The organism is Trichococcus collinsii, from assembly GCF_900107505.1.
Taxonomy (GTDB): domain Bacteria; phylum Bacillota; class Bacilli; order Lactobacillales; family Aerococcaceae; genus Trichococcus; species Trichococcus collinsii.
The window spans coordinates 1-25977 of record NZ_FNQH01000005.1 but is presented as its reverse complement, the minus strand read 5'-3'; the positions used below and the strand labels follow the sequence as shown (position 1 = coordinate 25977).

At 47.2% G+C, this 25977-nt stretch carries 25 protein-coding genes; 21 read left to right on the top strand and 4 right to left on the bottom strand.

Going from position 1 to position 25977, the window contains the following annotated elements; genetic code table 11:
• Nucleotides 1-3 precede the first annotated feature (3 nt).
• From BLV66_RS11630 to metF, 5 genes are all read left to right on the top strand, one after another.
• Nucleotides 4-1260, top strand: coding sequence for an L-rhamnose isomerase (locus BLV66_RS11630; RefSeq protein ID WP_086987084.1), 1257 nt, complete (start codon nucleotides 4-6; stop codon nucleotides 1258-1260).
• A gap of 10 nt (nucleotides 1261-1270) precedes the next feature.
• The gene (gene rhaD, locus BLV66_RS11625) at nucleotides 1271-2095 is read left to right on the top strand and encodes a rhamnulose-1-phosphate aldolase (RefSeq protein WP_218131847.1); all 825 of its coding nucleotides are present in this window, start codon (nucleotides 1271-1273) and stop codon (nucleotides 2093-2095) included.
• A 25-nt stretch (nucleotides 2096-2120) separates the two neighbouring features.
• Nucleotides 2121-3278, top strand: coding sequence for an iron-containing alcohol dehydrogenase (locus BLV66_RS11620; protein WP_086987086.1), 1158 nt, complete (start codon nucleotides 2121-2123; stop codon nucleotides 3276-3278).
• Between the two features lie 525 nt (nucleotides 3279-3803).
• A complete protein-coding gene (gene metE, locus BLV66_RS11615; protein ID WP_093114564.1) occupies nucleotides 3804-6083 on the top strand; it encodes a 5-methyltetrahydropteroyltriglutamate--homocysteine S-methyltransferase in 2280 nt (759 codons plus the stop codon).
• Nucleotides 6084-6101: 18 nt separating this feature from the next.
• Nucleotides 6102-6962, top strand: a complete 861-nt coding sequence (gene metF, locus BLV66_RS11610) for a methylenetetrahydrofolate reductase [NAD(P)H] (protein ID WP_086987088.1) — start codon at nucleotides 6102-6104, stop codon at nucleotides 6960-6962.
• Between the two features lie 266 nt (nucleotides 6963-7228).
• Here metF and BLV66_RS11605 read toward each other — a convergent pair whose 3' ends face one another.
• Together BLV66_RS11605 and BLV66_RS11600 are read right to left on the bottom strand one after the other, a co-directional pair.
• The gene (locus tag BLV66_RS11605) at nucleotides 7229-8512 is read right to left on the bottom strand and encodes a DEAD/DEAH box helicase (protein ID WP_086987089.1); all 1284 of its coding nucleotides are present in this window, start codon (nucleotides 8510-8512) and stop codon (nucleotides 7229-7231) included.
• A gap of 402 nt (nucleotides 8513-8914) precedes the next feature.
• Nucleotides 8915-9772: a MurR/RpiR family transcriptional regulator gene (locus tag BLV66_RS11600; protein ID WP_086987090.1), complete on the bottom strand. Its 858-nt coding sequence runs from the start codon at nucleotides 9770-9772 to the stop codon at nucleotides 8915-8917.
• 274 nt (nucleotides 9773-10046) lie between these two features.
• On the opposite strand from BLV66_RS11600, the gene BLV66_RS11595 reads away from it, so the two are divergent.
• From BLV66_RS11595 to BLV66_RS11570, 6 genes are all read left to right on the top strand, one after another.
• Complete coding sequence (locus tag BLV66_RS11595) at nucleotides 10047-11063, top strand: Gfo/Idh/MocA family oxidoreductase (protein ID WP_086987091.1); 1017 nt, start codon at nucleotides 10047-10049, stop codon at nucleotides 11061-11063.
• Between the two features lie 19 nt (nucleotides 11064-11082).
• On the top strand, nucleotides 11083-12405 hold the full coding sequence (locus tag BLV66_RS11590; protein WP_086987092.1) for a PTS sugar transporter subunit IIC: 1323 nt from the start codon (nucleotides 11083-11085) through the stop codon (nucleotides 12403-12405).
• 55 nt (nucleotides 12406-12460) lie between these two features.
• Nucleotides 12461-13438 (top strand): Gfo/Idh/MocA family protein, encoded by a 978-nt coding sequence (locus BLV66_RS11585; protein ID WP_086987093.1) that lies wholly within the window; start codon nucleotides 12461-12463, stop codon nucleotides 13436-13438.
• 70 nt (nucleotides 13439-13508) lie between these two features.
• Nucleotides 13509-13952, top strand: coding sequence for a heme-binding protein (locus tag BLV66_RS11580; protein ID WP_086987094.1), 444 nt, complete (start codon nucleotides 13509-13511; stop codon nucleotides 13950-13952).
• A gap of 60 nt (nucleotides 13953-14012) precedes the next feature.
• Complete coding sequence (locus tag BLV66_RS11575) at nucleotides 14013-14915, top strand: Gfo/Idh/MocA family protein (RefSeq protein WP_086987095.1); 903 nt, start codon at nucleotides 14013-14015, stop codon at nucleotides 14913-14915.
• A 306-nt stretch (nucleotides 14916-15221) separates the two neighbouring features.
• A complete protein-coding gene (locus BLV66_RS11570; protein WP_245826732.1) occupies nucleotides 15222-15668 on the top strand; it encodes a heme-binding protein in 447 nt (148 codons plus the stop codon).
• A 130-nt stretch (nucleotides 15669-15798) separates the two neighbouring features.
• Here the strand turns inward: BLV66_RS11570 and BLV66_RS11565 are convergent, their stop codons facing one another.
• Nucleotides 15799-16275: an RpiB/LacA/LacB family sugar-phosphate isomerase gene (locus tag BLV66_RS11565; protein WP_086987096.1), complete on the bottom strand. Its 477-nt coding sequence runs from the start codon at nucleotides 16273-16275 to the stop codon at nucleotides 15799-15801.
• 169 nt (nucleotides 16276-16444) lie between these two features.
• Nucleotides 16445-16696, bottom strand: a complete 252-nt coding sequence (locus BLV66_RS11560) for a hypothetical protein (protein ID WP_086987097.1) — start codon at nucleotides 16694-16696, stop codon at nucleotides 16445-16447.
• A 160-nt stretch (nucleotides 16697-16856) separates the two neighbouring features.
• Between BLV66_RS11560 and BLV66_RS11555 the strand changes: the two genes are divergently transcribed.
• The 10 genes from BLV66_RS11555 to BLV66_RS11510 all read left to right on the top strand — a co-directional run.
• Nucleotides 16857-17612 carry an amidohydrolase family protein gene (locus tag BLV66_RS11555; protein WP_176974250.1) on the top strand — a complete coding sequence of 252 codons (756 nt, stop codon included), beginning with the start codon at nucleotides 16857-16859 and terminating at the stop codon, nucleotides 17610-17612.
• A 105-nt stretch (nucleotides 17613-17717) separates the two neighbouring features.
• A complete protein-coding gene (locus BLV66_RS11550; RefSeq protein WP_086987099.1) occupies nucleotides 17718-18458 on the top strand; it encodes a hypothetical protein in 741 nt (246 codons plus the stop codon).
• 83 nt (nucleotides 18459-18541) lie between these two features.
• Nucleotides 18542-19348, top strand: a complete 807-nt coding sequence (locus BLV66_RS11545; protein ID WP_086987100.1) for a DeoR/GlpR family DNA-binding transcription regulator — start codon at nucleotides 18542-18544, stop codon at nucleotides 19346-19348.
• A gap of 320 nt (nucleotides 19349-19668) precedes the next feature.
• On the top strand, nucleotides 19669-20733 hold the full coding sequence (gene ulaG / locus BLV66_RS11540) for an L-ascorbate 6-phosphate lactonase (protein WP_086628866.1): 1065 nt from the start codon (nucleotides 19669-19671) through the stop codon (nucleotides 20731-20733).
• A 27-nt stretch (nucleotides 20734-20760) separates the two neighbouring features.
• Nucleotides 20761-21228 (top strand): PTS sugar transporter subunit IIA, encoded by a 468-nt coding sequence (locus BLV66_RS11535; RefSeq protein WP_086987101.1) that lies wholly within the window; start codon nucleotides 20761-20763, stop codon nucleotides 21226-21228.
• Nucleotides 21209-22696: a PTS ascorbate transporter subunit IIC gene (gene ulaA / locus BLV66_RS11530; RefSeq protein WP_218131846.1), complete on the top strand. Its 1488-nt coding sequence runs from the start codon at nucleotides 21209-21211 to the stop codon at nucleotides 22694-22696. The genes BLV66_RS11535 and ulaA overlap by 20 nt, the downstream gene beginning before the upstream one ends.
• A 38-nt stretch (nucleotides 22697-22734) precedes the next feature.
• A complete protein-coding gene (locus BLV66_RS11525; RefSeq protein WP_205076491.1) occupies nucleotides 22735-23022 on the top strand; it encodes a PTS sugar transporter subunit IIB in 288 nt (95 codons plus the stop codon).
• An 11-nt stretch (nucleotides 23023-23033) separates the two neighbouring features.
• Nucleotides 23034-23762 (top strand): L-ribulose-5-phosphate 4-epimerase, encoded by a 729-nt coding sequence (locus tag BLV66_RS11520; RefSeq protein WP_086987103.1) that lies wholly within the window; start codon nucleotides 23034-23036, stop codon nucleotides 23760-23762.
• Nucleotides 23737-24579 (top strand): L-ribulose-5-phosphate 3-epimerase, encoded by an 843-nt coding sequence (locus BLV66_RS11515; RefSeq protein ID WP_086987104.1) that lies wholly within the window; start codon nucleotides 23737-23739, stop codon nucleotides 24577-24579. The genes BLV66_RS11520 and BLV66_RS11515 overlap by 26 nt, the downstream gene beginning before the upstream one ends.
• Before the next feature lie 64 nt (nucleotides 24580-24643).
• The coding region (locus tag BLV66_RS11510) for a transketolase family protein (RefSeq protein WP_093114563.1) at nucleotides 24644-25977 on the top strand (1334 nt) is incomplete at its 3' end.

Below are 25977 nucleotides of genomic sequence, written 5' to 3'. Positions count from 1 at the left end.
CAAATGACAAAACCTATTGAAGAAGCATACACTTTAGCAAAACAGAAATACGCCGCCATCGGTGTGGATACAGATGCAGTACTTGAAAAATTAAGCCAAATCAAGGTTTCCTTACAATGCTGGCAAGGGGACGACGTATTGGGATTCATGTTCCCTGATCAAGCCTTGACCGGCGGAATTTCCGTCAGCGGCAACTACCCTGGCAAAGCAACGACGCCAGCGCAATTGCGTGCTGATTTGGATAAAGCTTTGAGCCTGATCCCCGGCAATCATAAAGTCAATTTGCATGCCATCTATGTGGATACGGACGAAAAAATCGACTTGGATCAGATCGAACCGAAGCACTACGAAAAATGGGTGCAATGGGCAAAAGAAAAAGGTCTTGGACTGGATTTCAACCCTACCTGCTTCTCACATCCAAAATCGACTGACGGAACATTGTCCAGCAGCGACCCTGAAACACAAGCATTCTGGATTGAGCACGTGAAACGCAGCCGTAAAGTGGCCGCTTACTTCGGTGAAGAACTGAACCAAACTTGCGTGAACAACATCTGGATTCCAGATGGCTACAAAGACAACCCAATCGACAAAATGTCGCCGCGTGTACGCCTGCGGGATGCGTTGGATCAATGTTTGGAAGAAAAATTCGATGATGCGCACATGTTGGACGCAGTCGAAGGCAAACTCTTCGGCATCGGTGCAGAAAGCTTCACGACCGGTTCCAACGATTTCTACCTGTCCTACGCTTTGACAAGGGACATCTTGTGGACAATCGATGCGGGACATTTCCATCCAACCGAGGATGTATCCGACAAATTCACGGCCTTCCTGCCGTTCGGTAAAGGCTTGATGCTGCACGTGAGCCGTCCGATCCGTTGGGATTCCGATCACGTTGTCATCTTGGATGAAGCGACTACCCGCATCGGCGAAACATTGGTTCGCAACGATTTGTTGGACAAAACATTCATCGGCATGGACTTCTTCGATGCAACAATCAACCGTGTCGCAGCCATGGTCATCGGCGCGCGCAGCACCTTGAAATCATTGTTGTTGGGTATGTTGAGCCCAATCGAAACATTGAAGGATGCCGAAAGCACTGGCGACTTCACAACCCGGTTGGCTGTCACGGAAGAAATGAAATCTTATCCATTCGGCGCTGTCTGGGAATTCTATTGCCAACAACAAAATGTTCCGGCTGGTACGGAATGGCTGACTGAAGTAAAAAACTACGAACAAAGAATTCTGACGGAACGCAAATAAGGGGGAAACCATCAAAATGAAAAACATTTTAGAAGCACCATTCATCAAAGAAGTCATGCTGTTGACGGACGTCATGTACAAATTCGGCTGGCACGAAAGAAACAGCGGCAACTTGTCCTACTTGCTGAAAGAAGAGGAAATCACGGAATATCTGGATCTGAACGAAGTGAAACGCAACATTCCGATCGCTTTCGACGGAAAAGCTTTGGCAGGGAAATACTTCCTGGTCACCGGAACAGGGAAATTCTTCAAAAACGTCATCCATGATCCGGCTGATGTCTTGGGAATCCTGAAAGTAACTGCGGAAGGCAACAGTGTAGACCTGTTATGGGGATACGAAAATGGAGCGGCTCCTACAAGCGAATTGCCTGCTCATTTGATGTCACACATTTCGCGCTTGTCGGTCGATCCTGAAAACCGTGTCGTTTACCACTGCCACGCAACCAACTTGTTAGCGATGTCCTTCTCTTGCGAGTTGGATGAAAGAAGCTTCACGCGCATCCTTTGGAAAATGTGTACTGAGTCATTGGTCGTGTTCCCTGAAGGCGTGGGCATCCTGCCTTGGTTGATGCCTGGAACGAACGAAATCGGCGAAGCGACTGCTGAGAAGATGAAGGAATACCGTCTGATCATATGGCCGCACCACGGTTTGTACGCAGCCGGAAAAGACTTGGAAGAGTGCTTCGGTTTGGTCGAAACGGCTGAAAAATCAGCGACTGTCTACACACTAGTTCAATCACAAGGCGGCATCAGACAGGAAATCACTGATGAGCAATTAAGCAATCTGGGCAAACGTTTCTCTGTAACCCCAAGAGCGGGCTACTTGAACATCTAATCTTATCAAAAGGGGATAATGGAAAATGGCAACTTTTTATGTACCAGCAACAAACCTTATCGGAATAGGCTGCATCAAGGAATTGGGCAGCAATGTGAAGGATCTTGGCTACAAGAAAGCTTTGTTCGTTACGGATAACTTCTTGGCCAAAAGCGAAATGATCGACGTTGTCTTGGCGGAATTGGACAGTGCGGCTATCGACTATGTGGTCTATGCGGATGTCGATCCGAACCCGACCTGCAAAAACGTAAACGAAGGCGTGGCTATGGCTCAGGCTGAAAACTGCGACTTCATCATTTCCTTCGGCGGCGGCTCTCCGCAGGATGCAGCGAGCGCCATCAGCATCATCCTGACGAACGGCGGCAAACCGCAGGATTACGAAGGTGTGCACAAATCCGCTAAAGCCGGCTTGCCGGTTGTGGCGATCAACACGACTGCCGGAACATCCGCTGAAATCACGATCAACTACGTCATCACCGACGAAGATCGCAAAGTGAAGATGGTTATGGTCGACAAAAACAGCTTGGCGAAGATTTCCGTGAACGATCCTGAATTGATGCTGACGATGCCGAAATCATTGACTGCAGCGACCGGGATGGATGCTTTGACACATGCGATCGAATCGATGGTAACGCCTGGCGCTTACCCTGTGACCGAAGTCTTGGCTTCCGGAGCAATCGAATTAATCCGCGAATACTTGCCGAAAGCTGTAGAAAACGGTACTGACGTGGATGCGCGCGACAAAATGGTCAATGCCATCTTCTTGGGAGGAATGGCCTTCAACAATGCCGGTCTGGGTTATGTGCATTCGATGGCTCACCAATTGGGTGCCGTCTACCACTTGCCGCACGGCGTTTGCTGTGCGATGCTGTTGCCGATCGTGGAAGCTGAAAATGCTAAATTCGCTCCTGAACGTTTCCGCAAAGTAGCAAAAGCTTTAGGCTTGGCAGTGACGGCTGATGTATCCGATCAAGCCTGCGCGGATTACACGGTCGAAGAGATCAAACGCTTGTCCAAAGTCGTAGGTATTCCAACATCATTGAATGAGCTGGGAATCAAGGAAGAGGAATTCGACTATGAATACTTGTCCAAAAATGCCATGATCGATGCCTGCGCACCAGGAAACCCATTCACTCCGACATTGGAAGAAACGATTGCGATGTACAAAAAATTGTTCCAATAATCCAAACCTGATCCAAAAAAATAAAACGACTTTTTCAAAAAAATCAGATAATCCGAATTTGTCCATGAATAAGGTTATTTACAACAAAGAAGAGCCACCTCATATTGAGATGGCTCTTCTTTGTTGTACCAAAATACGGTTATAGAACTGGATGTCGGCTGTTGAGGAGGCTATGAATACTCAACAGCCGACAGAAAATCGAACTCTCGGCTATTCGTACCACGAAGCGCTCGGGTCTCTCGACATTTCGCGAAGTGAAACGCTCGAAACAGCCGAAAAAACCTGGATCAACTCCGGCCAACCTGGATTGGCCCACTTGCTCCTATAGCATAAATCTATAACTGCGTATATTTATTAAGTGTTATCCTATATCTGTTTTTCGTGGCATACTGGAGCAACCTTCTGATAGAAGCCGATCAGCAACTATCGGGACAGTGGTAAGATATCATGTGCGCAGTTTTCCCTGATGACTGGGAAGGGACTTGAAATAGCAGGAACCAAAAAAATGAAATGGAGGAATTCAAAATGAACAGTTCACTAATCGGTTTTCCAAGAGTAGGCAAAGGGCGCGAGTTGAAATTCGCATCCGAAAAATATTTCAGAAAAGAAATTTCAGTAGAAGAGTTGGAGAAAGTCGCAAAGGGTCTTAAGATAATGCACTGGAATCTACAGCAAGCAGCCGGAATCAGTCATATCCCTTCGAATGATTTTTCATATTACGATAACTTGTTGGATGTGACTGTTTTGTTGAATGCTCTGCCAAACGGCTACAAACAGCTAGGGCTGAACGAGCGGGACACCTATTTCGCGGCTGCGCGCGGCTATCAGGGCGAGGCCGGCGACGTCAAAGCGTTGGCGATGAAAAAGTGGTTCAACACCAATTATCATTATTTGGTTCCGGAGCTGTCCGACGATACCGAAATCAAATTGGCGGGGGATAAGCCTTTCGTCGAGTATGAAGAAGCTAAAGAAATCGGAGTGCTGACGAAACCGGTCCTAATCGGCGGATTCACTTTCCTGAAACTGGCCAAATATAAAGGTTCCAAAACAATTCATGATTTTGCCGACCAAGTGGCAGATGCCTATATCGCAATCCTCGATAGGTTCAATGAGCAAGGCGTGGCCTGGGTGCAGTTCGATGAACCGAGCTTGGTCACCGATCTGTCCGATGAAGATGTCGCGTTGTTTGCTTCCCTTTACGAAAAGGTATTGGCGCATAAAGGTAACGTAAAAGTATTGCTGCAGACATACTTCGGGGATATCCGGGACAGCTACGAAGAAGTGATCGGGCTCGACTTCGATGGCATCGGCCTTGACTTCCTTGAAGGCAAGCAAACAGTGGAACTTTTGGAAAGACATGGATTTCCGGCTGATAAAACGCTGTTTGCAGGTGTCCTGAACGGTAAAAACATCTGGAAGAGCGACTATAAAAAGGTCATCGAGCTGGTCAATGGGCTGGAAAAGTACAGCAACGACATCGTCATCAGCACTTCCTGTTCGCTGCTGCATGTTCCCTACACGCTGGAAAATGAAACGAGCTTGCCGGAGGAAGTTTCCCAGTATTTCGCATTTGCGAAGGAAAGGCTGCAGGAAATCAAGGAGCTGACGGAATTAATCGGCACTTCCGGACATTATGAAGAAGACGAAAACTATCTTGCGAATCAACAAGTCTTTTCAGCGGACCGGGTCTACGAAGACAAGCATGTGCAAGCATCCGTGGCAAGCTTGACGGAAAGAGATTTTGTCAGAAATGTTCCGAGAAAAAAACGGAGAGCGATCCAAAAGGAGAAACTGCAACTGGGTCTGTTGCCGACAACGACGATCGGTTCCTTCCCGCAGACGAGGGAAGTCAAGCAGAACCGCAGCAAATACCGCAAAGGCGATATCGACAGAGCCGAATACGATGAAAACATCAAAGGCTTCATCAAAGAGTGCATCGATCTGCAGGAGGAACTGGGGCTGGATGTGCTGGTCCACGGCGAATCCGAGCGCAACGACATGGTTGAATTCTTCGGCGAAAATCTGGCGGGCTACGTATTTACCGAAAAAGCCTGGGTTCAGTCCTACGGAACAAGATGCGTCAAGCCGCCAATCATCTTCGGCGATATCAGACGCGAAAACCCAATCACTGTGTTCTATTCGGAATACGCGCAGAGTCTTTCCGACAAACCGGTCAAAGGGATGCTCACTGGTCCAGTGACAATCCTGAATTGGTCGTTCCCGCGTGAAGACATTTCGCTGAAGGAGATGGCTTTCCAGATCGGTCTGGCGATCCGCGAAGAGGTTCAGGACTTGGAAGCGGCGGGCATCAAGATCATCCAGATTGATGAAGCGGCATTGAAAGAGAAGTTGCCGATCCGCAGGGAAGAATGGGCCAGCGAGTACCTTGATTGGGCCATTCCGGCATTCCGTCTTTGCCACAGCGGCGTTCGGCCCGAGACGCAGGTGCATACGCATATGTGCTACAGTGAATTCGAAGAGATCGTTAAGGATATCGACAACATGGATGCGGACGTCATTTCATTCGAAGCCTCCCGTTCCAAACTGACCATCATAGATGCCTTGAAGGCGAACCAATTCGAAACGGAAGTCGGACCGGGTGTTTACGACATCCACTCGCCGCGCGTGCCGAGTGTCGAAGAGATGGTGGCGGTATTGAAGAATGCGCTGACGAAGATAGACGAGGAAAACCTATGGATCAATCCGGACTGCGGACTGAAAACCAGAGGCATCAAAGAAACGAGAGAAAGCCTGGCAAATCTTGTCGCGGCGGCGCAAATCATCAAAGACGCAGTCTCGGTCTAAAAAAAGAGGTGAGAGCTGATGAAAATAGAATCCAAATTCCAAAAGAAAAAACCGGTGCTTTCCTTCGAAATCTTTCCACCGAAGCGCGATAAAGCAATCCAGAACATCGATGAGACGCTGGCAATCCTGAGCGAACTGAACCCTGATTTCATCAGCGTCACTTTTGGCGCCGGCGGAAGCCACACGAATAACCAAACCGTGGAATTGGCCAAACGGATCAAGCATCAATACGGAATCGATCCGCTTGTGCATCTTACTTGCCTGAATCATTCGAAATTCGAGATTTGCGAATTGTTGGAGGAACTGAAGGACGCCGAAATCGATAGCATCCTTGCCTTGCGCGGGGATGCAAACCCGGCAGTGGAAGCAAAGAAGGACTTCCGGTATGCCAGCGACTTGGTCAAATTCATCAGGCAGTACGGTGATTTTTCCATCAGCGGTGCCTGTTATCCGGAATGCCACACGGAATCTAAGAACAAAGTCGAGGACATCGCCCATCTGAAGGAGAAGGTTGACAGCGGGGTACAGCATCTGATTTCCCAGCTTTTTTTCGACAACAATGCCTTCTATTCCTTTCAAGAACATATTCAGATCGCGGGTATGCATGTGCCGGTTGAGGCGGGCATCATGCCGGTCATCAACAAAGCGCAGATCGAAAGGATGGTGACGCTCTGCGGCGCGTCCTTGCCAGAAAAATTTTCCCGGGTTATGCACAAATACGAAGACAACAAAGATGCGCTTTTCGATGCCGGGATGGCCTATGCGATAAATCAAATTGTCGATCTACTGGCGCATGACGTGGACGGCATCCACATCTATACGATGAACAATCCGATCGTCGCAAAAAGGATCTGCGACGGGATCAAGAATCTGATCTGATGAGAACTCTTTTGGGAGTCGCTGACCGGAGCTGAGCGGCCTGCGCGGCGGCCTGCTCCGGCGAGGGATCGCTCCCCGGAGGACGATGAGGACTCGCGGGCTCACCTTCGACGAAGCCGTGCTCGTCGGAGGACAGATATTACATGGGGGCCGACCTCCGGCGAAGCCTCCGTTCACCGGAGGAGGCATCTCATCCCGCCGCATGCATCAGATTTTTCAAAAAGCAAAAGAGCTCCCGCCATTTCCGGCGGGAGCTCTTTTGTCGATTAGTTACTTTGAGTATTTTTTTTGGTTTGTACACGCGGTCTTTGTGCGGCTTTTTGGCCGCCTCTTGGACCTTGTTGATTTTTGACGCGTGTTCCGTTACTGCGCGCGGCAACCGGTTTTTTCGGCTGCGGTGCAGGTGCCTTCGTGCCTTCTTTCAACATAAAAGGCTGATCCTTTACGACTGGAACTTTTCTCTGGATAAGTTTTTCGATGTCTCGCAACAAAGATGCTTCTGTTTCATCACAGAATGAGATGGCTTTTCCGCCACGCCCTGCGCGTCCTGTACGGCCGATACGGTGAACATAGGTTTCAGGGACTTCAGGCAAATCATACAGGATGACATGCGAAAGCTCAGGCACATCGATACCACGGGCTGCGATATCTGTCGCTACAAGAACGCTGGTTTTTTTTGTCTTGAAGTTTTCCAAAGCTCGTTGACGCGCGGTCTGGGATTTGTTTCCGTGGATCGCTTCGGCTGAAAGGCCTGCTTGCAAAAGCTTTTTGACGATCTTGTTGGCGCCATGCTTCGTTCTTGAGAAGACAAGGGATCGCTCCATTGAATCTTCCTTCAACAGGTGGATAAGCAGGTCGGTTTTGTCGGTCTTGGCTACAGGGTAAACGCTCTGGTGGATGATTTCCACAGTCGAGGAAACCGGAGTGACTTCGACTTTCACCGGATTTGACAAAATAGTGCCCGCAAGTTTTTCAATCTCATTCGGCATAGTGGCCGAGAAGAACATGCTTTGGCGTTTCTTAGGCAATTCACGGATGATTCGGCGTACATCATGCAGCATCCCCATATCCAACATCATATCCGCTTCATCCAAGACAAAGAAATCTACTTGGTTCAGTTTGATGTATCCTTGTCCGATCAGGTCCAACAGTCGGCCTGGTGTCGCGACCAGGATATCTGTTCCGCGTTTCAGCGCGGCTGTCTGAGGATTCTGGGAAACACCACCGAAAATGACTTGAATCTTCAATGGAAGGTATTTAGCGTAAATTTGGAAGCTTTCCCCGATTTGCAGGGCAAGTTCGCGGGTAGGCGCAAGGATCAACGCTTTGATGGCGCCTTTTCCAGCGGTTTCTTGGTCCGTTAGGTTCTGCAGAATCGGCAGGGCAAAAGCAGCGGTCTTACCGGTACCGGTTTGAGCACAACCCAATAAATCCTTGTTGTTCATCAGATGCGGAATAGCATCTTCTTGGATGGGCGTAGCTTTCGTGTAGCCAGCTTCTTTCAGTGCGCGCAACAGGTGCTGGTTTAATTCTAGTTCTTTAAATAACAAATGGTTCTCCTTCAGCATGTTCTACATGCATTTGATTTTAGTGGGTATGTTTCGGGTCAGGCTAGTTTGGGAAAGAGAGTGGGACTCTCGTTTGCCAAATTCCTCACCGCGAAACGTTATATAGGTTCTCTGAGCAACAGCGTGACTGGCCTACTATATCACAAACGGAAGCAAAAGTCATAGCATTCCGCTTTTGGGTGGAATAATAAGGGTGGAAATGGTGCAAAGGAGCCGAGGAATCCGAAATAACCCGCCAAAATCAATTTGGCGGGCAGGCATACAAAATATTCGTCAGAATTCCCCGCCAAACGCTTTTGGGAAGGTAATCCTGGGGTTGGATCGATCCGAAAAACCTACCAACGAGCATTTGGCCGCGTAAATGCTGCTAGTTTGACAGGAGACCTATAATAGTTCCCATTTCTTCGCCGCTTCTGATTTGCGCTTGAGACTGTTGAGGTTTTTTGTGTATTCGCGCGCGTAGAGGATCGAGAACAGCGTATCCAGGATGTATTCGAAGGATATCTGCGATGAGAAGGTGCCGACTTTGAAGAAGTCGAACTCATCATAAGGCACCTCGATCACAAGATCGCACAGCTTGCTTGTTGGTTGCTCCGTATTTGCGGTCAGCAGGATGCAAGGTATCTTCATGGAATTCAAATATTTGATGATTTTTCTGTGGGTCGCTGAATTGCCGCCGTAGCTGATGAACAGGGCACAATCATTCTTACCCATGCTCAGGGCATTCCAAGCGGACTCACCGTAATCGTCGCCAATGATCAAATGCTTGTTGATCTTGATGAATTTGTTCTGGTAGCTGCGGGCGCGGATCTGGGAATCACCTGTCGCGAAAAGGAAGATCTGATCCGCTTTTTGCAGCAGATCCACCGCTTTGTTCAGTTTATCCTTTTCCAGCTTCACCAAGGTTTTTCTGATCGTTTCAATCGTGAGGTCGGCCATTTTTTTGGCGATGTCCATCGAGCCGTCCATCGGCAGGAACGGGAAGTTGGGATCGACGTTTGTGAGCGTATGTTTATTGCTTTGGATTTCATGGATCAGCGCCACCTTGAAGCTCCGATAGCCTGAAAAACCCAGTTTCTGGCTGAGTCGGATGACTGCTGAATGTGAAGTGAACGTATTTTCCGCAAGCTGCTGGATCACCATATCGGGCACATCATCCAAGTTTGTCAAAATGTAAGCAGCGATTCTTTGCTCGGTGTCAGTAAAATTTTCTTTCGATTTCAATTTTTTCAGCAAACTCATCCTATTCCCTCCATATATGTAACGTATCCAGCAACGATTCAATCCATTTGACCGATTCGACATTTCTTTCAATATAAGCAATAAATCCGGAAAAGGCAACTGCGAACAGTGAATGGCAAAGGTTATTCGCATAGGCGCTGAACATTATGTTCAGTATTTTACAAGCAATTCGGACTTGCATTGAACAGCAGGTCCTATCTGGTGTAAAAGCGTTTTCGTTGAAGTTATTATTCCCTATAATGAGGCCATGCAAGAGAAATGGAGGAATTATCTTATGTTAACAATCGCTTATATCGGCGGCGGGAAAAGCGCCCACCGTTATCACATGCCCTTCTCCCTGAAAAACGAAAACATCCTCGTCAAGACAATCTTTTCTCCAGTACAAAACGATGCTTGGGAAAAAGTGCCAGGAGTTCTTTACACAGACAATATTGAAGACATCTGGAACGATGATGAAGTCCAATTGGTCGTGGTGTCCACGCCATCCGACTTCCATTATCAATATGGCAAAATGGCCCTGGAAAAAGGCAAAAATGCGCTGGTTGAAAAACCTTTCACGAACACTTCCGCAGAAGCCAAAGAACTGTTTGCCTTGGCGAAAGAAAAAAATCTCTTTATCCAGTGCTACCAAAACCGCAGATTCGACTCTGACTTCCTGACGGTCCAAAAAGTTATCGAGAGCGGCGTGTTGGGGGATATCCTGGAAGTCGAAATGCACTACGACTACTTCAGACCGGAAATTCCGGAGTCCATCACAAGCTTCTCTAAGATCAACAGCTGCCTGTATGGGCATGGCTGCCATACAATCGATCAGGTCTTGTCTTACTTCGGCAATCCAGAAAACATCACGTATGATGTCAGACAGCTTTTGGGAAAAGGCCGCTTCAACGATTACTTCGATTTGGACTTCTTCTATGATGCGAAGAAAATTTCCGTCAAATCCAGCTATTTTCGCCTGAAAGAACGTCCAAGTTTTATCGTCACCGGGAAAAAGGGCTCATTCGTTAAGCAGACCAAAGATCGTCAAGAGGAGCACTTGAAAGTATTCCATATGCCTTCGAATGCTGATTTCGGGATCGATTTGCCGGAACATTACGGCATCCTAACTTATATGGATGATGCGGGCCGTTACCACGAAGAAAAAGTTGTTTCCGAAGTGGGGGATTACGGAAGAATTTATGCCGGTGTCTATGAGTCGATTGTGAACGGAAAAGAAAAGATCGTCAAAGATGAAGAGACCATCCGCCAAATTGAAATTCTTGAAGAAGGCATCAACACGATTAAGGAATAATATTAGGAGGTTATAAAAAATGGAGAACTTATTAAATGTCCTTGAGGAAAAATTGACTCCCATAGCCGTGAAATTGGAACAAAACCGCTATTTGAGCGCTGTAAAGAACAGCTTTATGGCAGCGATGCCGCTTTTGATCATCGGATCTTTCTTTATCCTATTAGCTTACTTGCCGATTAACGCTTATACCGAATTCATGCTGAACACGTTCGGAGCCGATTGGCAACGGATGTTCACAATCCCCAACAACATTTCCATGAGCATGATGACCGTTTACGTTGTGGTCGGGATAGGTAATGAATTAGCTAAATCTTACGGATTGGATAGTATGGCCGGCATCTTTGCGGCAATGGCATCCTTTTTCGTAGTCACACCGATGCACGCTTTTGCAGAGGAAGGCTTGGGAATCGGGATTCCATTGGGGAACTTGGGAGCTGCCGGATTATTTGTCGGCATCCTGGTTGCAATCATTGCAGTCGAAATCATGCGATTTACCGACAAAATGGGTTGGAAAATCAAAATGCCCGATTCGGTCCCACAAAACGTATCGAAGTCCTTCTCATCCTTGATTCCGGTTGCACTGGTTATCATTTTCTTCAACTTCGTGCGCATCGGCTTTGAGCAAACTAGCTATGGCGATGTACAGACATTCATCTTCAATAATCTGCAGATACCATTGACAGCTTTAGGCAGCACCTTACCTGCAACTATCGTAGTGCTCATTATTGAAGGTGTCCTTTGGTCATTCGGGCTCCACGGTGCGAACATCGTCGGCAGTGTGATGCAACCGATCTGGTTGACGCTGACTGCCGAAAACGCTGTAGCTGTTGCTGCAGGACAAGTCATCCCGAATATCGTGAACTATCAATTCTACAGCAATTTCGTCAAAGTCGGTGGCTCTGGTGCCACATTCGGTCTCTGCTTGTTGCTCTTGTTCGCAGCCAAATCGAAGCAATTCAGAGCATTGGGCAAATTGTCGATTGGTCCAGAAATCTTTACGATCAATGAATCGATCATTTTCGGTATGCCGATCGTCCTGAATCCGATCATGATCGTGCCATTCCTTTTGGCGCCGCTTGTCTTGAGTACCGTTGCTTATTTCTCTATGAGTACGGGGCTCGTACCATATACAAACGGGGTGAATATCCCCTGGACCACTCCACCAGTCATTTCAGGCTTCCTGGTTTCGGGCTGGAGAGGGGCTTTGCTGAACATCGCGCAGATCGCACTTTCAGCTGCCATCTACTTCCCATTCTTCAAAATAGCGGATAATTTGGCTGTCAAACAGGAACTGGAAAACGAAGAACAGTCGCAGCATCAGATGGAAGCTGTCGAAGCATAGAAATTCAATAGAAACTTAATCGGAATACAAAGAATCGAAAAAAGGGGCCATACATATGAAACTTGCAATACTAGGATCGGGACAGATCGTCATGGATTTTCTGACGATAGCGAAGGACTTGCCGGATACGGAATTGGTCAGCATGTTCGGCATCGAAGCGGAACGAGTGAAAATGGAGGGCCTGGCAAACACATACGGGGTCGGGAAAGTGTTTACGGACTACAAAGAGGTCCTGAATGATCCGGAGTGCGACACCATCTATGTGGGACTTCCCAATCATCTGCACTATACATTTACGAAGCAAGCCTTAGAGAACGGTAAACATGTGATCTGCGAAAAACCATTCACGATTAAGTCTGCTGAATTGATCGAACTGAAGGAATTGGCTGAAAGCAAAAAGCTGATTCTGGTCGAAGCAATCACGACAAGATACCTTTCCAACTACCTGGCGATCAAGGAACAGATTCCGCAATTGGGGGACCTGAAGATCATCGAATGCAACTACTCGCAGTATTCATCCAGATACGATGCCTTCAAGAAAGGGGAAGTACTGCCTGCCTTCAGTCCGAAAGCGGGCGGCGGCGCTTTGATGGATATCAACATTTACAATATCCATTTTGTCGTTGGAATCTTGGGAAAACCTGATTCGGTGAAATACCTTGCGAATGTCGAGCGAGGGATCGATACATCTGGAATTCTGCTGTTGGATTACCCAGGCTGCAAAGTGGTCTGCATCGGGGCGAAGGATTCAGCTGCGCCGATAAGATCCATGATTCAGGGCGATAAAGGCTCCGTTGTGCTGAATGGCCCGCCGAATCTCTGCAACTCCTTTGATGTAAACATGAACGGGCAGGCGAGTCAATCGATGGACAAGAAAGTCCACCCGCACCGGATGTATGAGGAATTCCGCGAATTTGCGCGGATGATCGACAAAATGGATCTTGCGAAAGCCAAGGATATGCTTGAACAAAGCCAAGTCGTGATGGAAATCGCTGAAGAAGCTCTGGCAGGAGCCGGGATCGTTTTAGGCTGATAAAAAATTAAATGAAAAAAGGAAACTGCCGGGGTTCTTCCGGTAGTTTTTATGGAAAGGTAAATGCATAATGGATAAAGTTGAGGTATGGGAACAGGAAAAGACACTGCAATTTGAAGCCTTTACGCATGAAATGGGTTTGGAAATCGCGCTGCGCGTCATAAATAAGGTCAAGAAACAAGCACCAAAGCCTGTAGGCATAAGGATCGTACACAATGACTTATTGATCCTGCATTACTTGATGGACGGCAGAAAAGAGAGCCCTTGGTTGAGCCGGAAGGAAAAGACTGTATTGGATAGCGGGCACAGTTCGCTCTATACATTGCTTTTTATGGATGAAGTACCTGAATACAAAGAGTGGGAGAGCAGCGAAGAATACGCCATCTGCGGCGGGGGTTTCCCGATCATCGAGAACGAGAAAGTGACTGGTGCCATCTGCGTTTCCGGATTGGATCATCTGGAGGACCACAGATTGATTGTCGAATCGATCGAAGAGGTGCTGGCAATCGCCTGATGGAAGCCACAAGCCGGAGCTACAGAAGGACTGAAAAACTGAAAAAGGAGACGAACGGATATGAAAGTTGGCATCATCGGAATCGGAAACATCGCGCAGAAAGCCTATTTACCGATCATGGCGGAAATGCGGGATACGGTGGAATGGCATCTCTGCTCCCGGAATAAGGAAACGCTGGAACAAGTCGGGAAGAAATACGGTTTCGGACAGCTGTATACCGATATGGATGAATGGATGGAAAGCGGCATCGAGGCTGCCTTCGTGCATGTGGCGACGGCGGCCCATGCGACAGTGATCCGAAGCCTTTTGGAACGGGGCATTTCGGTCTATGTGGACAAACCGATCAGCGACGATCTGGATGAGGTGAAGCAACTGATCGAATTGGCAGATTCGAAAGGTTTGCTGCTGACTGCCGGATTCAATCGCCGCTTTGCGCCGATGACCCGACGTTTGAAGGAGATTCCCGGCAAAAATATGATCTTCATCAGGAAGGATAGGGTCAAATTGGTTGAGCCCGTCCGTCAGGCTGTTTATGATTTGTTTCTGCACATCGCTGATGCAGCGTTGTATTTGCTGGACGAAGAGGTTCTCTCTGTGCAATCGAAGATCATCGAAAAAGATGGCAATTTGAAGCGGATTTGGGTGGAACTGGAAACGAAGTCGACCAGCTGTTTTGTCTCGATGAACTACGAGGCGGGCGCCAATCAGGAAGTGATGGAAGTCCAGAGTCCGGAAGGTATCGTAAGAGTCGTGGATCTGACCGCTATGACGACCTCCAATCAGGTTGGAACCCAGCTTGTTGGTTTTGGTGATTGGGAAGGTACATTACGCAAACGCGGCTTCGAACCATTGATCCGCGGATTCATCGAAGGGATCACGAAAAAGGAAATCCCGGTAACAACCGACTCCGCTTATCTGAGCCATTCTCTTTGCGAGAAAATCCTGCAGGATAATGGCTACTGATGCGTTACCAATTCGCTCGAGAATAAATTAAAAAGACTGCACCAAATGGGAACTCCGTTTTGGTGCGGTTTTATTTTACGTTGTGAAGTCATCATCCGTACCGAAACTATGAAGGATATCCAAACGCGAAGTCGTAATGGTAGTTGTCGTGAAGGCATTGGCGGAGAGTAATGTGGTAAAATATGAGTAAAATTATGGCAATTTTTGGGCTCTGGCGGAGTTCCGAATAGGAGTTTCCATCGAATCAAAACAATCAGGGGCTACCTCGAAATGAGCTGACCCCGCCAATGGGGAGCTGAACATATAGTGGATAAAATCGATATAGTGAATCAAGAACAGAAATTACAGTTCGATGTATTTACGCATGAGATGGGCTTGGAAATCGCACTGAGGATCATCAAAAAGGTCAAGGAACAAGCCACGAAGCCTGTCGGAATAAGGATTGTGCACAAGGATGCATTGATTTTTTATTACTCGATGGATGGCAGAGAAGAAAACACTTGGTTGGCCCGAAAGGAAAAGACCGTATTGGATAGCGGGCACAGTTCGCTTTATACCAACTTGTTTGCGGATGAGGTTCCAGAATATAAGGAGTGGGAGAGCGACGAAGCATACGCCATCTACGGCGGCGGCTTCCCGATCTTCGAGAAAGGGGAAGTAACCGGTGTTATCTGCGTATCCGGTTTGTCTCATCGGGAGGACCACAGATTGCTCGCCGAATCGATGGAAGAAGTGTTGGCCGCGCAATATTAAGGCTGTGGTTGACGGATATGAGAATAATCAATAAGACCGCACTGAAATGGAGAATCAACTCCATTTCGGTGCGGTCTATTTTTAATCAAACATTTTTTCTTTGAACAGCGGGAATTCAACTCGTCAATGACTAGTCCTGGATTTCATCCAATCTTTTCAGATGCTTCTCCGCAATATTTTTGACTTTGTCGACGCGGTTGGTGTATTTTTCGATATCGCTGAGGTAATCGGTCGTCATCCAAGCCGTCACGATTTCAAGTGCCAATGCCGAACCGATGATCTTTCCGCCAAGGCAGAGGACATTCGTGTCGGAGTGGGAACGCGCCAGTTTCGCGCAGAAAGGATCCTGGCAGACCGCTGCATAGACGCCGTAGATTTTGTTGGCGATCATGGCACTGCCGTAACCGACGCCATCGACAAAGATGCCGCGGTCGGCTTTTCCTTCCGCCACAGCCAGTGAGGCAGGATAAACATAATCGGACAGGTCACAAGGTTCTTCGTTGTAAGGTCCGAAGTCGAGCACTTCATGGCCTTCCTTTTCGAGTAAAGCTTTGACTTCTTCTTTCAATGCGAAGCCGGCATGGTCGCTGGAAACGGCAATTTTCATTTAAATCCCTCCATTATCTGTCATTCAATAAGAGTATAAGCCAAATGGCGAGAGTAGTACAGACAGAGTTTACAGATCAATGCACTGGGACACTTTGAATAGAAACAATAATCTGCATATAGAGCATTTTTACGTATGATTTTGGTGTGGTTTTACAGATTCGTTTTGCTTATAGTAAGTGGATACAAAAAAACAAGGTGGAGAAACGAATGGAAATCATGGATAGTGAACCCCCCCACTTAGCTAATCCTTGCGGGTTCTCGTGCTTCACCGAATTGCACGCATCGTTTGTGGTGACTGCGAATTCGGAAATGCCCAGGTCGATGCCGAGTTTGTGCTCCGCCAGCACCCATTCGGGAACTTCCTGATCGACCAAAATGGAAATAAAATATTTGCCGGTATTGACATCAGCTGAATCCATGAAATTCTGAAAAAAGTTCTTTCCGGCAGGATATGGAGAGAGCTTTTTTTGTGCTTCAAAGCTATCTCACAATTTGATTCTGGATAAAAAATTGGATACTATAAAGTTGAGACTCATTGAATAAATGTTTTCGCCGATAAACAAGGAGGTCAAGAAATATATGGACATATTTGATGCGCACTTTCATATAATCGATCCTAAATTCCCATTGTTTGCAAATGAAGGCTTTTTGCCAGATCCTTATCGCTTTTCTGATTATGAAGCTAGCCTGACTTCTTTAGACATCAACTGCATAGGCGGAGCCATTGTTTCCGGATCTTTCCAAGGCTACGATCAAAGCTATCTGATTGAGACATTGAAGAATATTCCGGACAGTTTTGTAGGCGTTGCACAGGTCCCTGCAGACATTTCTGACATGGAACTGGCTTATCTCAATGAACAAAGGGTGCGTGCTGTTCGCTTTAATCTCTTTCGTGGAATGGCGGGTCAGAACTTCGATAAAATGTTGCTGCTTTCGAAGCGGGTTTTCGAGAACTTTGGTTGGCACACAGAAATTTATATGGATGCCAGAAAGATCGAAGAGTTTTATCCATTTTTAAGCAGAATTCCAAAGCTGGTGATCGACCATTTAGGAATGAACAAGGTTGAGAGCGACAAAATGCGATTACTGCTCGAGAACGGAACCATTTTTAAAGCGACCGGTTTCGGCAGAATCAATATGGACCCTATTCCGGTCATGAAAGAAATGCTTTCCTTCAATCCGGGAAGCGTCATCTTTGGGACGGACCTTCCAGGAACGCGGGCAAGAAGGCCTATTCTGCGTTCGGATATCGAGTTAATTGAATCCAATTTTACAGAAAAAGAGACCCAGCTGATTTTTAAGGAAACTGCTGAAAAACTTTACCTTCATCGCTGAATGTCAAAACATAACAAAAGGCCTTGTGCTGATATAATGGAACTGTAGAGAAATAATTTGGGTACGCGCCGTAATGCTTGTTCTGAACGGATGGAGGAATACGAAATGCAAGTCGATTGGGCCACTATGAGCGGCAACTATGCGAATTTTGCCGGGATACTTGCCGGGTTTGTGTTCAGCGGCATTTTCTTGCTTCTGGAGGACGAGAAAAGGGACGCATCCGAGGTCATCAGTATCCTGTTGGTCGGATTTTTTGGACTGGTGCTTACAGCCTTTTTGTTCTCGAATATCAGCGGGGTGGAAGCGGAGAAAACTGCTCCAGATCGAATCCGGCTGGTCTCGTTCCATCTGGTGATCGCCAGCATCATCTTCTCGATCGCGATCATGCAAATGTTCCTGAGCCTGGTTTTCATTTTCATCCTTTACCAGCTGCCGACGCAGGTCATCAGCCTCGGGAAAACGATCTATTACGGATCGGCGCTGATCGCAACGATGTTTGTGATCAGAACGATGCCGGCTCTGTATACTGACGCGGCTATCCTGGCCGCTTTGCCCCGAAAGCTGTATCTTGCGGTGGCCGTTACGGTGGCAATTCTGTTTATCTTCAGCAAGCTTTTCAGGAGAAAACTGGATGCCTTGTTCGAACATTACTTCATCATGATTATCACCGCCACGTTCCTATTCATGCTGCTGCTTGTTGTCCTGTACAATACGCAAATCCATCTGAAGGACATCCCTGTTGTCGGCACCCAGTTGATCATGGGGATGTTCACGGTAAATATGATGATCAACAACTTCAGCATCAACCATGAATACCGGATGATGCAGATGAATGACAAAAAATGAGCGTTTTATGCTCGTTTAGTGATTTTTGTTTTGATTTTTCGTCTGTTTCAAGTACAATGAAAGAAAAGAAACGGGGTGAACGGATGAAATCGAGTCAAGGGATCGTGTATAAGAGAAGGCAACATATCTTAAAGGCCCTTCAAGAAAAGAAAGTCGTTTTGGTGGAAGATATGGCGAAAGAATTGAATGTTTCCGAGATCACCGTCAGACGGGATCTGCAGAGTTTCGACGACCAGCATCTCATTGAACGCTTTTATGGCGGAGCTCGTTTGCTGGAGGGATCTTTTCAAAAAGAAGAGTACCCGGCAGTCAAACCGCATCGATCGAAAAAACAGGAAATCGCGAAATTGGCGGCCACTCTGGTCCATGATCACGACATGATCTTCATCAATTCGGGGTCGACTGCCTTTCTTCTGCTCAATTATCTGTCGGACCGGAACGTCACCATCATCACGAACAACGGGCGCGCCATCTTCAGGAATCCGTCTTCAAAGGCGGAAGTTGTCCTGTCGGGCGGGGAAATATATGAAAAGAAAAAGTCTCTCGTAGGGGACTTTGCTTTATATACTTTTTCCAAAGTGACCGCGAATATCTGTTTTCTGGGTGTGGGCGGCATCAGCGAAAAAGGAATCACGACCTATGCCTTGCCGGAAACGGCTGTCAATAGGCTGATTCTGGAGCGGACGAATGGGCCGCGCATCGTCGTGGCGGAAGGCAGCAAAGTAGGGCGGGAACAAAATTTTTCCACCGCCAGTATCAGCCTCATCACGCATTTGGTAACTGACCGCTCTGCGGATCAGGAAGAAATCCAAAAAATCGAAGCCAAGGGCGTCAAAGTATTGTACGTTACCGACGTCAACGGCGAAGACGAGCACAGAATCGAAGAGTGAATATAATAGAATACAAAAAAGCGACAAAACGCGACGGGAGACTTCCGGAAGTGTTTTGTCGCTTTTTTTGTTGGAATCAGCATGTACGTCCTTATCGAAGCGATCATAAAGAAGAATACCGGCATTTAAATCGTTCATAACCTATGAAACGATCATAAAAATAAGCTAAAGATTGTTTGTTTAGGACCTATTGCGACTGAAAGCGTTTTATTGTATGATTACTTCATCGAAAGAAATGTTCGTTATGTGAACGTTTTAAGATCGGTGTGCAAATAATAAGAAAAAGTGATCATAACGATTACGCAGAAGGAGAATGACGAATGGCTAATGTTAATGAGATTACAAAAGAATCTTGGGTATTGAGTACCTTTCCTGAATGGGGCACTTGGCTGAATGAAGAAATTGAAGACACAGTGGTTGCTGAAAATACATTCGCAATGTGGTGGCTAGGCTGTACAGGCATTTGGTTGAAATCACATGAATCAACAAATATCCTTTGTGACTTATGGTGTGGCACAGGCAAACAATCTCACGGCAGCGGCAAGATGAAGGACGGCCACCAAATGCAACGCATGAGCGGTGTTCAAAACATGCAGCCTAACCTCAGAGCGCAGCCGTTTGTCATCGATCCTTTCGCAGTGAAAAATGTGGATGCATTGGTCGTTACGCATATCCATTCCGATCACTTAGATATCAACACAGCAGCTGCTGTTCTGAAAAACTCGAGCGACGCAGTTAAATTCGTAGGCCCGCAAGCCGTTGTGGATACATGGATCGGTTGGGGAGTTCCTGAAGAGAAATGCGTGGTCGTGAAACCGGGAGATAGCGTCAAAATCAAAGACATCGAGATTGTTGCGTTGGAAGCATTCGATCGCACAGCCTTGGTTACGGCTTCTGAAGGAGAAGTTTTAAGAGGGAAGATGCCGCAGGACATGGATTTGATCGCAGTGAACTACTTGTTCAAAACTTCAGGCGGAAACTTGTATCACGCAGGCGATTCCCATTACTGCAACTATTTCGCAAAACACGGAAACGATCACCAGGTGGATGTCTGCTTAGGAGCATTCGGTGAAAACCCACGCGGAATCACGGATAAGGTCACTTCAGTGGACATGCTGAGAATGGCGGAATCTTTGAACGCGAAAGTGGTCATCCCTGTACACTATGACATCTGGTCGAACTTCCAGGCGGATCCTAAAGAACTGATCGAACTTTGGAAATTCAAAAAAGATCGCCTGCAATACGGATTCAAGCCATACATCTGGCAAGTCGGCGGTAAATTCGTCTATCCGAATGACAAAGATAAAATGGAGTTCAATTTCAACCGCGGATTTGACGATGTGTTCAGCGTCGAAAATGATTTGCCTTTCACTTCATTCCTATAAGAACAAGCACCTAAGAGGAGAGATCATATGTTAGATGAAGTCATCAAAAATCAAAGATATTCTTTCCACGAGGGATTCGATAGTTGGCAAGACAGCATCCGTGCTGCTTGTCAACCTCTTATCGAAGAAGGCGCCATCGAGAGCGCTTATCCCGAGTACATCATCGAAAACGTAAACGAATTTGGACCTTACATTGTCATCGCGCCGGACATCTGCATCCCACATGCACAAGAAGGCAAGGGCGTAAATGAAACCGCTATCTGCTTCATGCGTACGAAAGTGCCTGTGAACTTCGGGCCGGCAGCCGAGTACGAGGCGCGCATCTTCTTCGTCTTGGCATCGACGGACAACGAGAAGCACTTGGCGAACCTATCCACCCTTGTGACCTTGCTGTCTGATGAAAGTGTCGTGGATGCCTTTATTCAAGCTAACTCAGTCGCTGATTTAGAAAAAATTATGGAAATCGAGGGTGAATATCTTGGAACTACTAATTAGTGTATGGACATTTTTTCAAGTTAATATCTTAACGCAACCTGCTTTTTTCCTTGGTATTATCGTATTCGTCGGCTACTTGTTGTTGGGCAGACCCGTATATGACGCTCTTGCCGGATTCATCAAGGCAACTGTCGGATATTTAGTCTTAAATGTAGCCGCTGGCGGTTTGGTCGGGAATTTCCGTCCGATCCTGGCAGGCTTGAAAGAAAGATTCAACTTATCGGCAGTCGTAATCGATCCTTATTTTGGACAAACAGCTGCGCAACAAGCGATTGAAGGAGCCGGACGTTCCTTCAGCCTCATGGTTATCGTGTTACTTATCGCTTTCATGGTGAATATTGTTTTAGTCATTTTCCGTAAATATACCAAAGTCCGGACCGTGTTCATCACCGGTCACATCATGGTGCAACAGTCCTCCACTGCTTTATGGCTTGTCCTGTTCGCTTTTCCTGAATTGCAGGATGCAGGCGTAATCGTCATGTTGGGCCTTTTGTTGGGAACGTATTGGTCAGTATTCTCTAATCTGACTGTAGAAGCAACGCAAGATTTGACTGAGGGCGGCGGCTTTGCCATCGGTCATCAGCAAATGTTCGGTGTCTGGTTGACCGATAAATTTGCAGGGAAATTCAGCAAAAACAGCAAAAAATTAGAAGACGTCACGCTGCCAGGGTTCCTTTCCATCTTCAAAGAAAGCGTCGTTTCTACAAGTATTCTGATGTTCCTGTTCTTCGGCATCATCATGGGTATCCTCGGGAAAGATCTGATGATGACCATCGATGCCACTTATACAGGCGAACGTAACTACATATTCTACATCCTTGAAAAATCGTTGTACTTCGCAGTCTATCTGCAAATTTTACAATTGGGTGTCCGCATGTTCGTATCAGAATTGACGGAATCCTTCCAAGGGATCTCCAACAAACTGTTGCCTGGTTCCATGCCGGCAATCGACTGTGCGGCAACTTATGGATTCGGTCCAGGAAACGCCGTCACATTCGGCTTCCTGTTCGGAGCTTTGGGACAATTCTTGGCGATCATCGGCTTGGTGGTATTCAAGAGCCCTGTGTTGGTCATCACCGGATTCGTACCTGTATTCTTTGACAATGCAACCTTTGCTGTATACGCAAACCATAAAGGCGGCATGAAAGCCGCAATGATCATCCCATTCATTTCAGGTGTCATTCAAGTTCTCGGTGGCGGCTTGGCTGCTTATTTCTTCCAGCTTTCCCAATTTGGCGGCTGGCACGGTAACTTCGACTGGGATACTTTATGGTTGGGTTACGGAGTCATTATGAAATATGGCGGATACGCTGGTGTCGCTGCACTTGTCATTGGGATGCTGTTGATACCGCAATTGCAATACCGCAAAAACAAAAAACACTACTTCATGATCGCGGAAGATTATGAGCAATACAAAGAAGAAATCGAAGCTGAAAACAAAGCTGAATTCAGCGTTGAAGCTGCCTAACCGAAAAAATCAGGATATATAAACAGGAGGAATTGATTATGAAAGTATTAGCAGCGTGTGGAAGTGGAATGGGTTCAAGCCAAATAATCAAGATGAAAATTACGAATGTCTTCAAAAAATTGAACATCCCTTTGGAAATCCACCATTGTGCGGTTTCCGAGGCTAAAACGCTGGCACCGAGCTACGATGTGGTCGTTTGTTCGAACTCACTCTTGGACGTATTCAAAAATGTGGATCAAAGCAAAACGAAAATCATCGGGTTGAAGAATCTCTTGTCCGAAAAAGAGATCGAAGAAAAAGTCCGCGAAATCGTCTTGGGCGAATAGGCGGTGCTCCCATGACATACACTGAATTGAAAAAAAGAGTGCTAGAAGCAAACCTGCAGTTGCCTGAATACGGGTTGGTGAAATTCACTTGGGGCAATGTTTCCGAAATAGACCGTGAAAAACAAATCATCGCAATCAAACCATCCGGGGTTGAATATGCTGATATGACTGTTGAAGACATCGTTGTCGTCGATATGTACGGGAATGTCGTGGAAGGCAGCCTGAAACCCTCTTCGGATTTGGATACGCATCTTGAACTCTACAGGAACTTTAAGGATATCGGTGGCGTGGTCCATACGCATTCGCCTTGGGCAACTACCTTGGCGCAAGGAGGAGCAGCGATTCCGGCCTATGGAACTACGCAAGGGGATTACTTCTACGGAACGATCCCTTGCACCCGCCGGATGACGAGTGAAGAAATCGCGGGATCCTACGAACTGGAAACAGGCAAGGTGATAGTAGAAACATTTGCAGCCATCGATGAGAATCAAGTTCCGGGCGTGCTGGTCCACAGCCATGGCCCCTTCGCTTGGGGGAAGGATGCCTTCGAAGCGGTCCACAATATGGTCGTCATGGAAGAAGTTGCCATGATGTCTTGGCGCAACCGTGTCATGAATCCAGGGATCGAAAGTATGCAGCAAGAACTGTTGGACAAACATTTTCTTCGAAAACACGGTCCGGGAGCCTACTACGGACAGGTCAAGGAGGAGCACCATGACGTACACGTTAGGAATCTATGAAAAATCGATGCCGGGCAATCTGAGCTGGAAGGAAAAGTTGTCGGTTGCGAAAAATGCCGGCTATGATTTCTTGGAAATGAGTGTCGATGAAACCGACGAGAAACTGGCACGCATCGAATGGAGCAAACAAGAGCGGAAAGAACTGCTGGATGCGATGTATGAAATCGGATTGCCGATCCGCTCCATGTGCCTCAGCGGCCATCGCAAATATCCGCTGGGTTCGCATGACCCGCTGATCCGTGAAAAAAGCTTGGAGATCATGGAAAAAGCCATCGATCTGGCGGATGATTTGGGAATACGCATCATCCAACTGGCAGGCTACGATGTCTATTATGAAGACGGTGATCAGCAGACCAAGGAATACTTCATCGAAAATCTGCAGAAAGCCGTTGATATGGCGAGCAAAAAAGGCATTCTGTTGGGGTTCGAGACGATGGAAACGCCGTTCATGAACACAGTTGAGAAGGCGATGGAATATGTGGACATTATCCAATCGCCGTATCTGCAAGTTTACCCGGACACAGGGAACTTGAAGAATGCTTCCTTGTCCTGCACGAACTCCGTCTGTGAAGATATCCAAACGGGCAGGGGACACATGGTTGCAGCGCATCTGAAGGAAACAATCCCGGGTCATTTCCGTGAAATCCCCTTCGGTACGGGACATGTATCTTTCGAAGAAACGATCAAAACGATGTGGAAAGAAGGCGTCCGCCGCTTTGTTGCTGAATTCTGGTACACCGGTCAAGAAAATTGGCTGGAGGACATCCAGTTCGCACACACTTTCTTAAGAGGGAAATTTCAAAAAGTTGGCCATTAATTGAGTTTGGTTGAAGGTCAAATGACCTTCAACCATTTTTTAGGAAGAGAGGATATATGGAAATATGCAAAATACATTTGATCAAATCGATGAGGTGGCGGTAAATACCGTACGTACACTAAGCATAGACGCCGTACAGAAGGCCAATTCAGGGCATCCCGGGTTACCGATGGGTGCAGCACCAATGGCCTATGCTTTATGGACAAAGCATTTGAAAGTCAATCCTAAAAACAGCAAATGGGTAGACCGTGATCGTTTCGTATTATCGGCTGGACACGGATCTTCATTGTTATACAGCTTATTGCATTTATCTGGCTTCGCTGTAAGCATGGATGACGTGAAAAACTTCCGTCAATTCGGCAGCAAGACACCTGGACACCCGGAAGTGCATGACACGGACGGCGTGGAAGCTACGACTGGTCCTTTGGGACAAGGGATCGCGAATGCGGTCGGTTTCGCGATGGCGGAAGCGCACTTGGCTGCTACCTACAACAAAGAAAACTTCCCGGTTGTGGATCACTACACCTACTTCCTGAACGGCGACGGCGATCTGATGGAAGGCATCTCCCATGAAGCAGCCAGCTTGGCCGGCCACCTGAAATTGGGCAAACTGATCGGTTTGTATGACTCCAATGATATCTCCTTGGATGGACCGACTTCGAAATCATTCACTGAAGATATAGCTGCCCGTTTTGAAGCCTACGGTTGGCAACATATCCTGGTCAAGGACGGCAATGATCTGGAAGCCATCTCCAAAGCCATCGAAGAAGCGAAAGCTGAAACCGAAAAACCGACTTTGATTGAAATCAAAACCATCATCGGCTTTGGTGCTCCTGACGCAGGAACGCATAAAGTGCATGGTGCTCCATTGGGAGCGGAAGGCGTTGCTTTCGCGAAAAAAGCTTACGGCTGTGCGGACGAAGCTTTCTGTGTGCCTACTGAAGTGGCAGCCCGTTTCGACGAAACAACGGTTGCAGAAGGCCAAAAAGCAGAAGCGGCATGGACAGCGATGTTCGATGGCTACAAAGCGGCTTATCCAGAGTTGGCTCACACATTCGAAACAGCGATGGCAGGCGAGTTGCCTGAAGGTTGGCAAGACAAGCTGCCGACTTATGAAGTGGGCAGCGCTGCAAAAGCAAGCCGTGTGACCAGCGCGGAAGCGATTCAAGCATTGGGTGAAGCTGTACCTTATTTCTGGGGCGGTTCTGCGGACTTATCGTCTTCAAACAATACAATGGTCAAATCGGCAAGCGATTTTGAGCCGGGCAACTATGCCGGCCGCAACATCTGGTACGGCGTGCGCGAATTCGCGATGGCCGCTATCATGAACGGCATCGTTCTGCATGGCGGAACGAGAACGTATGTAGGGACATTCTTCGTCTTCACCGACTACTTGCG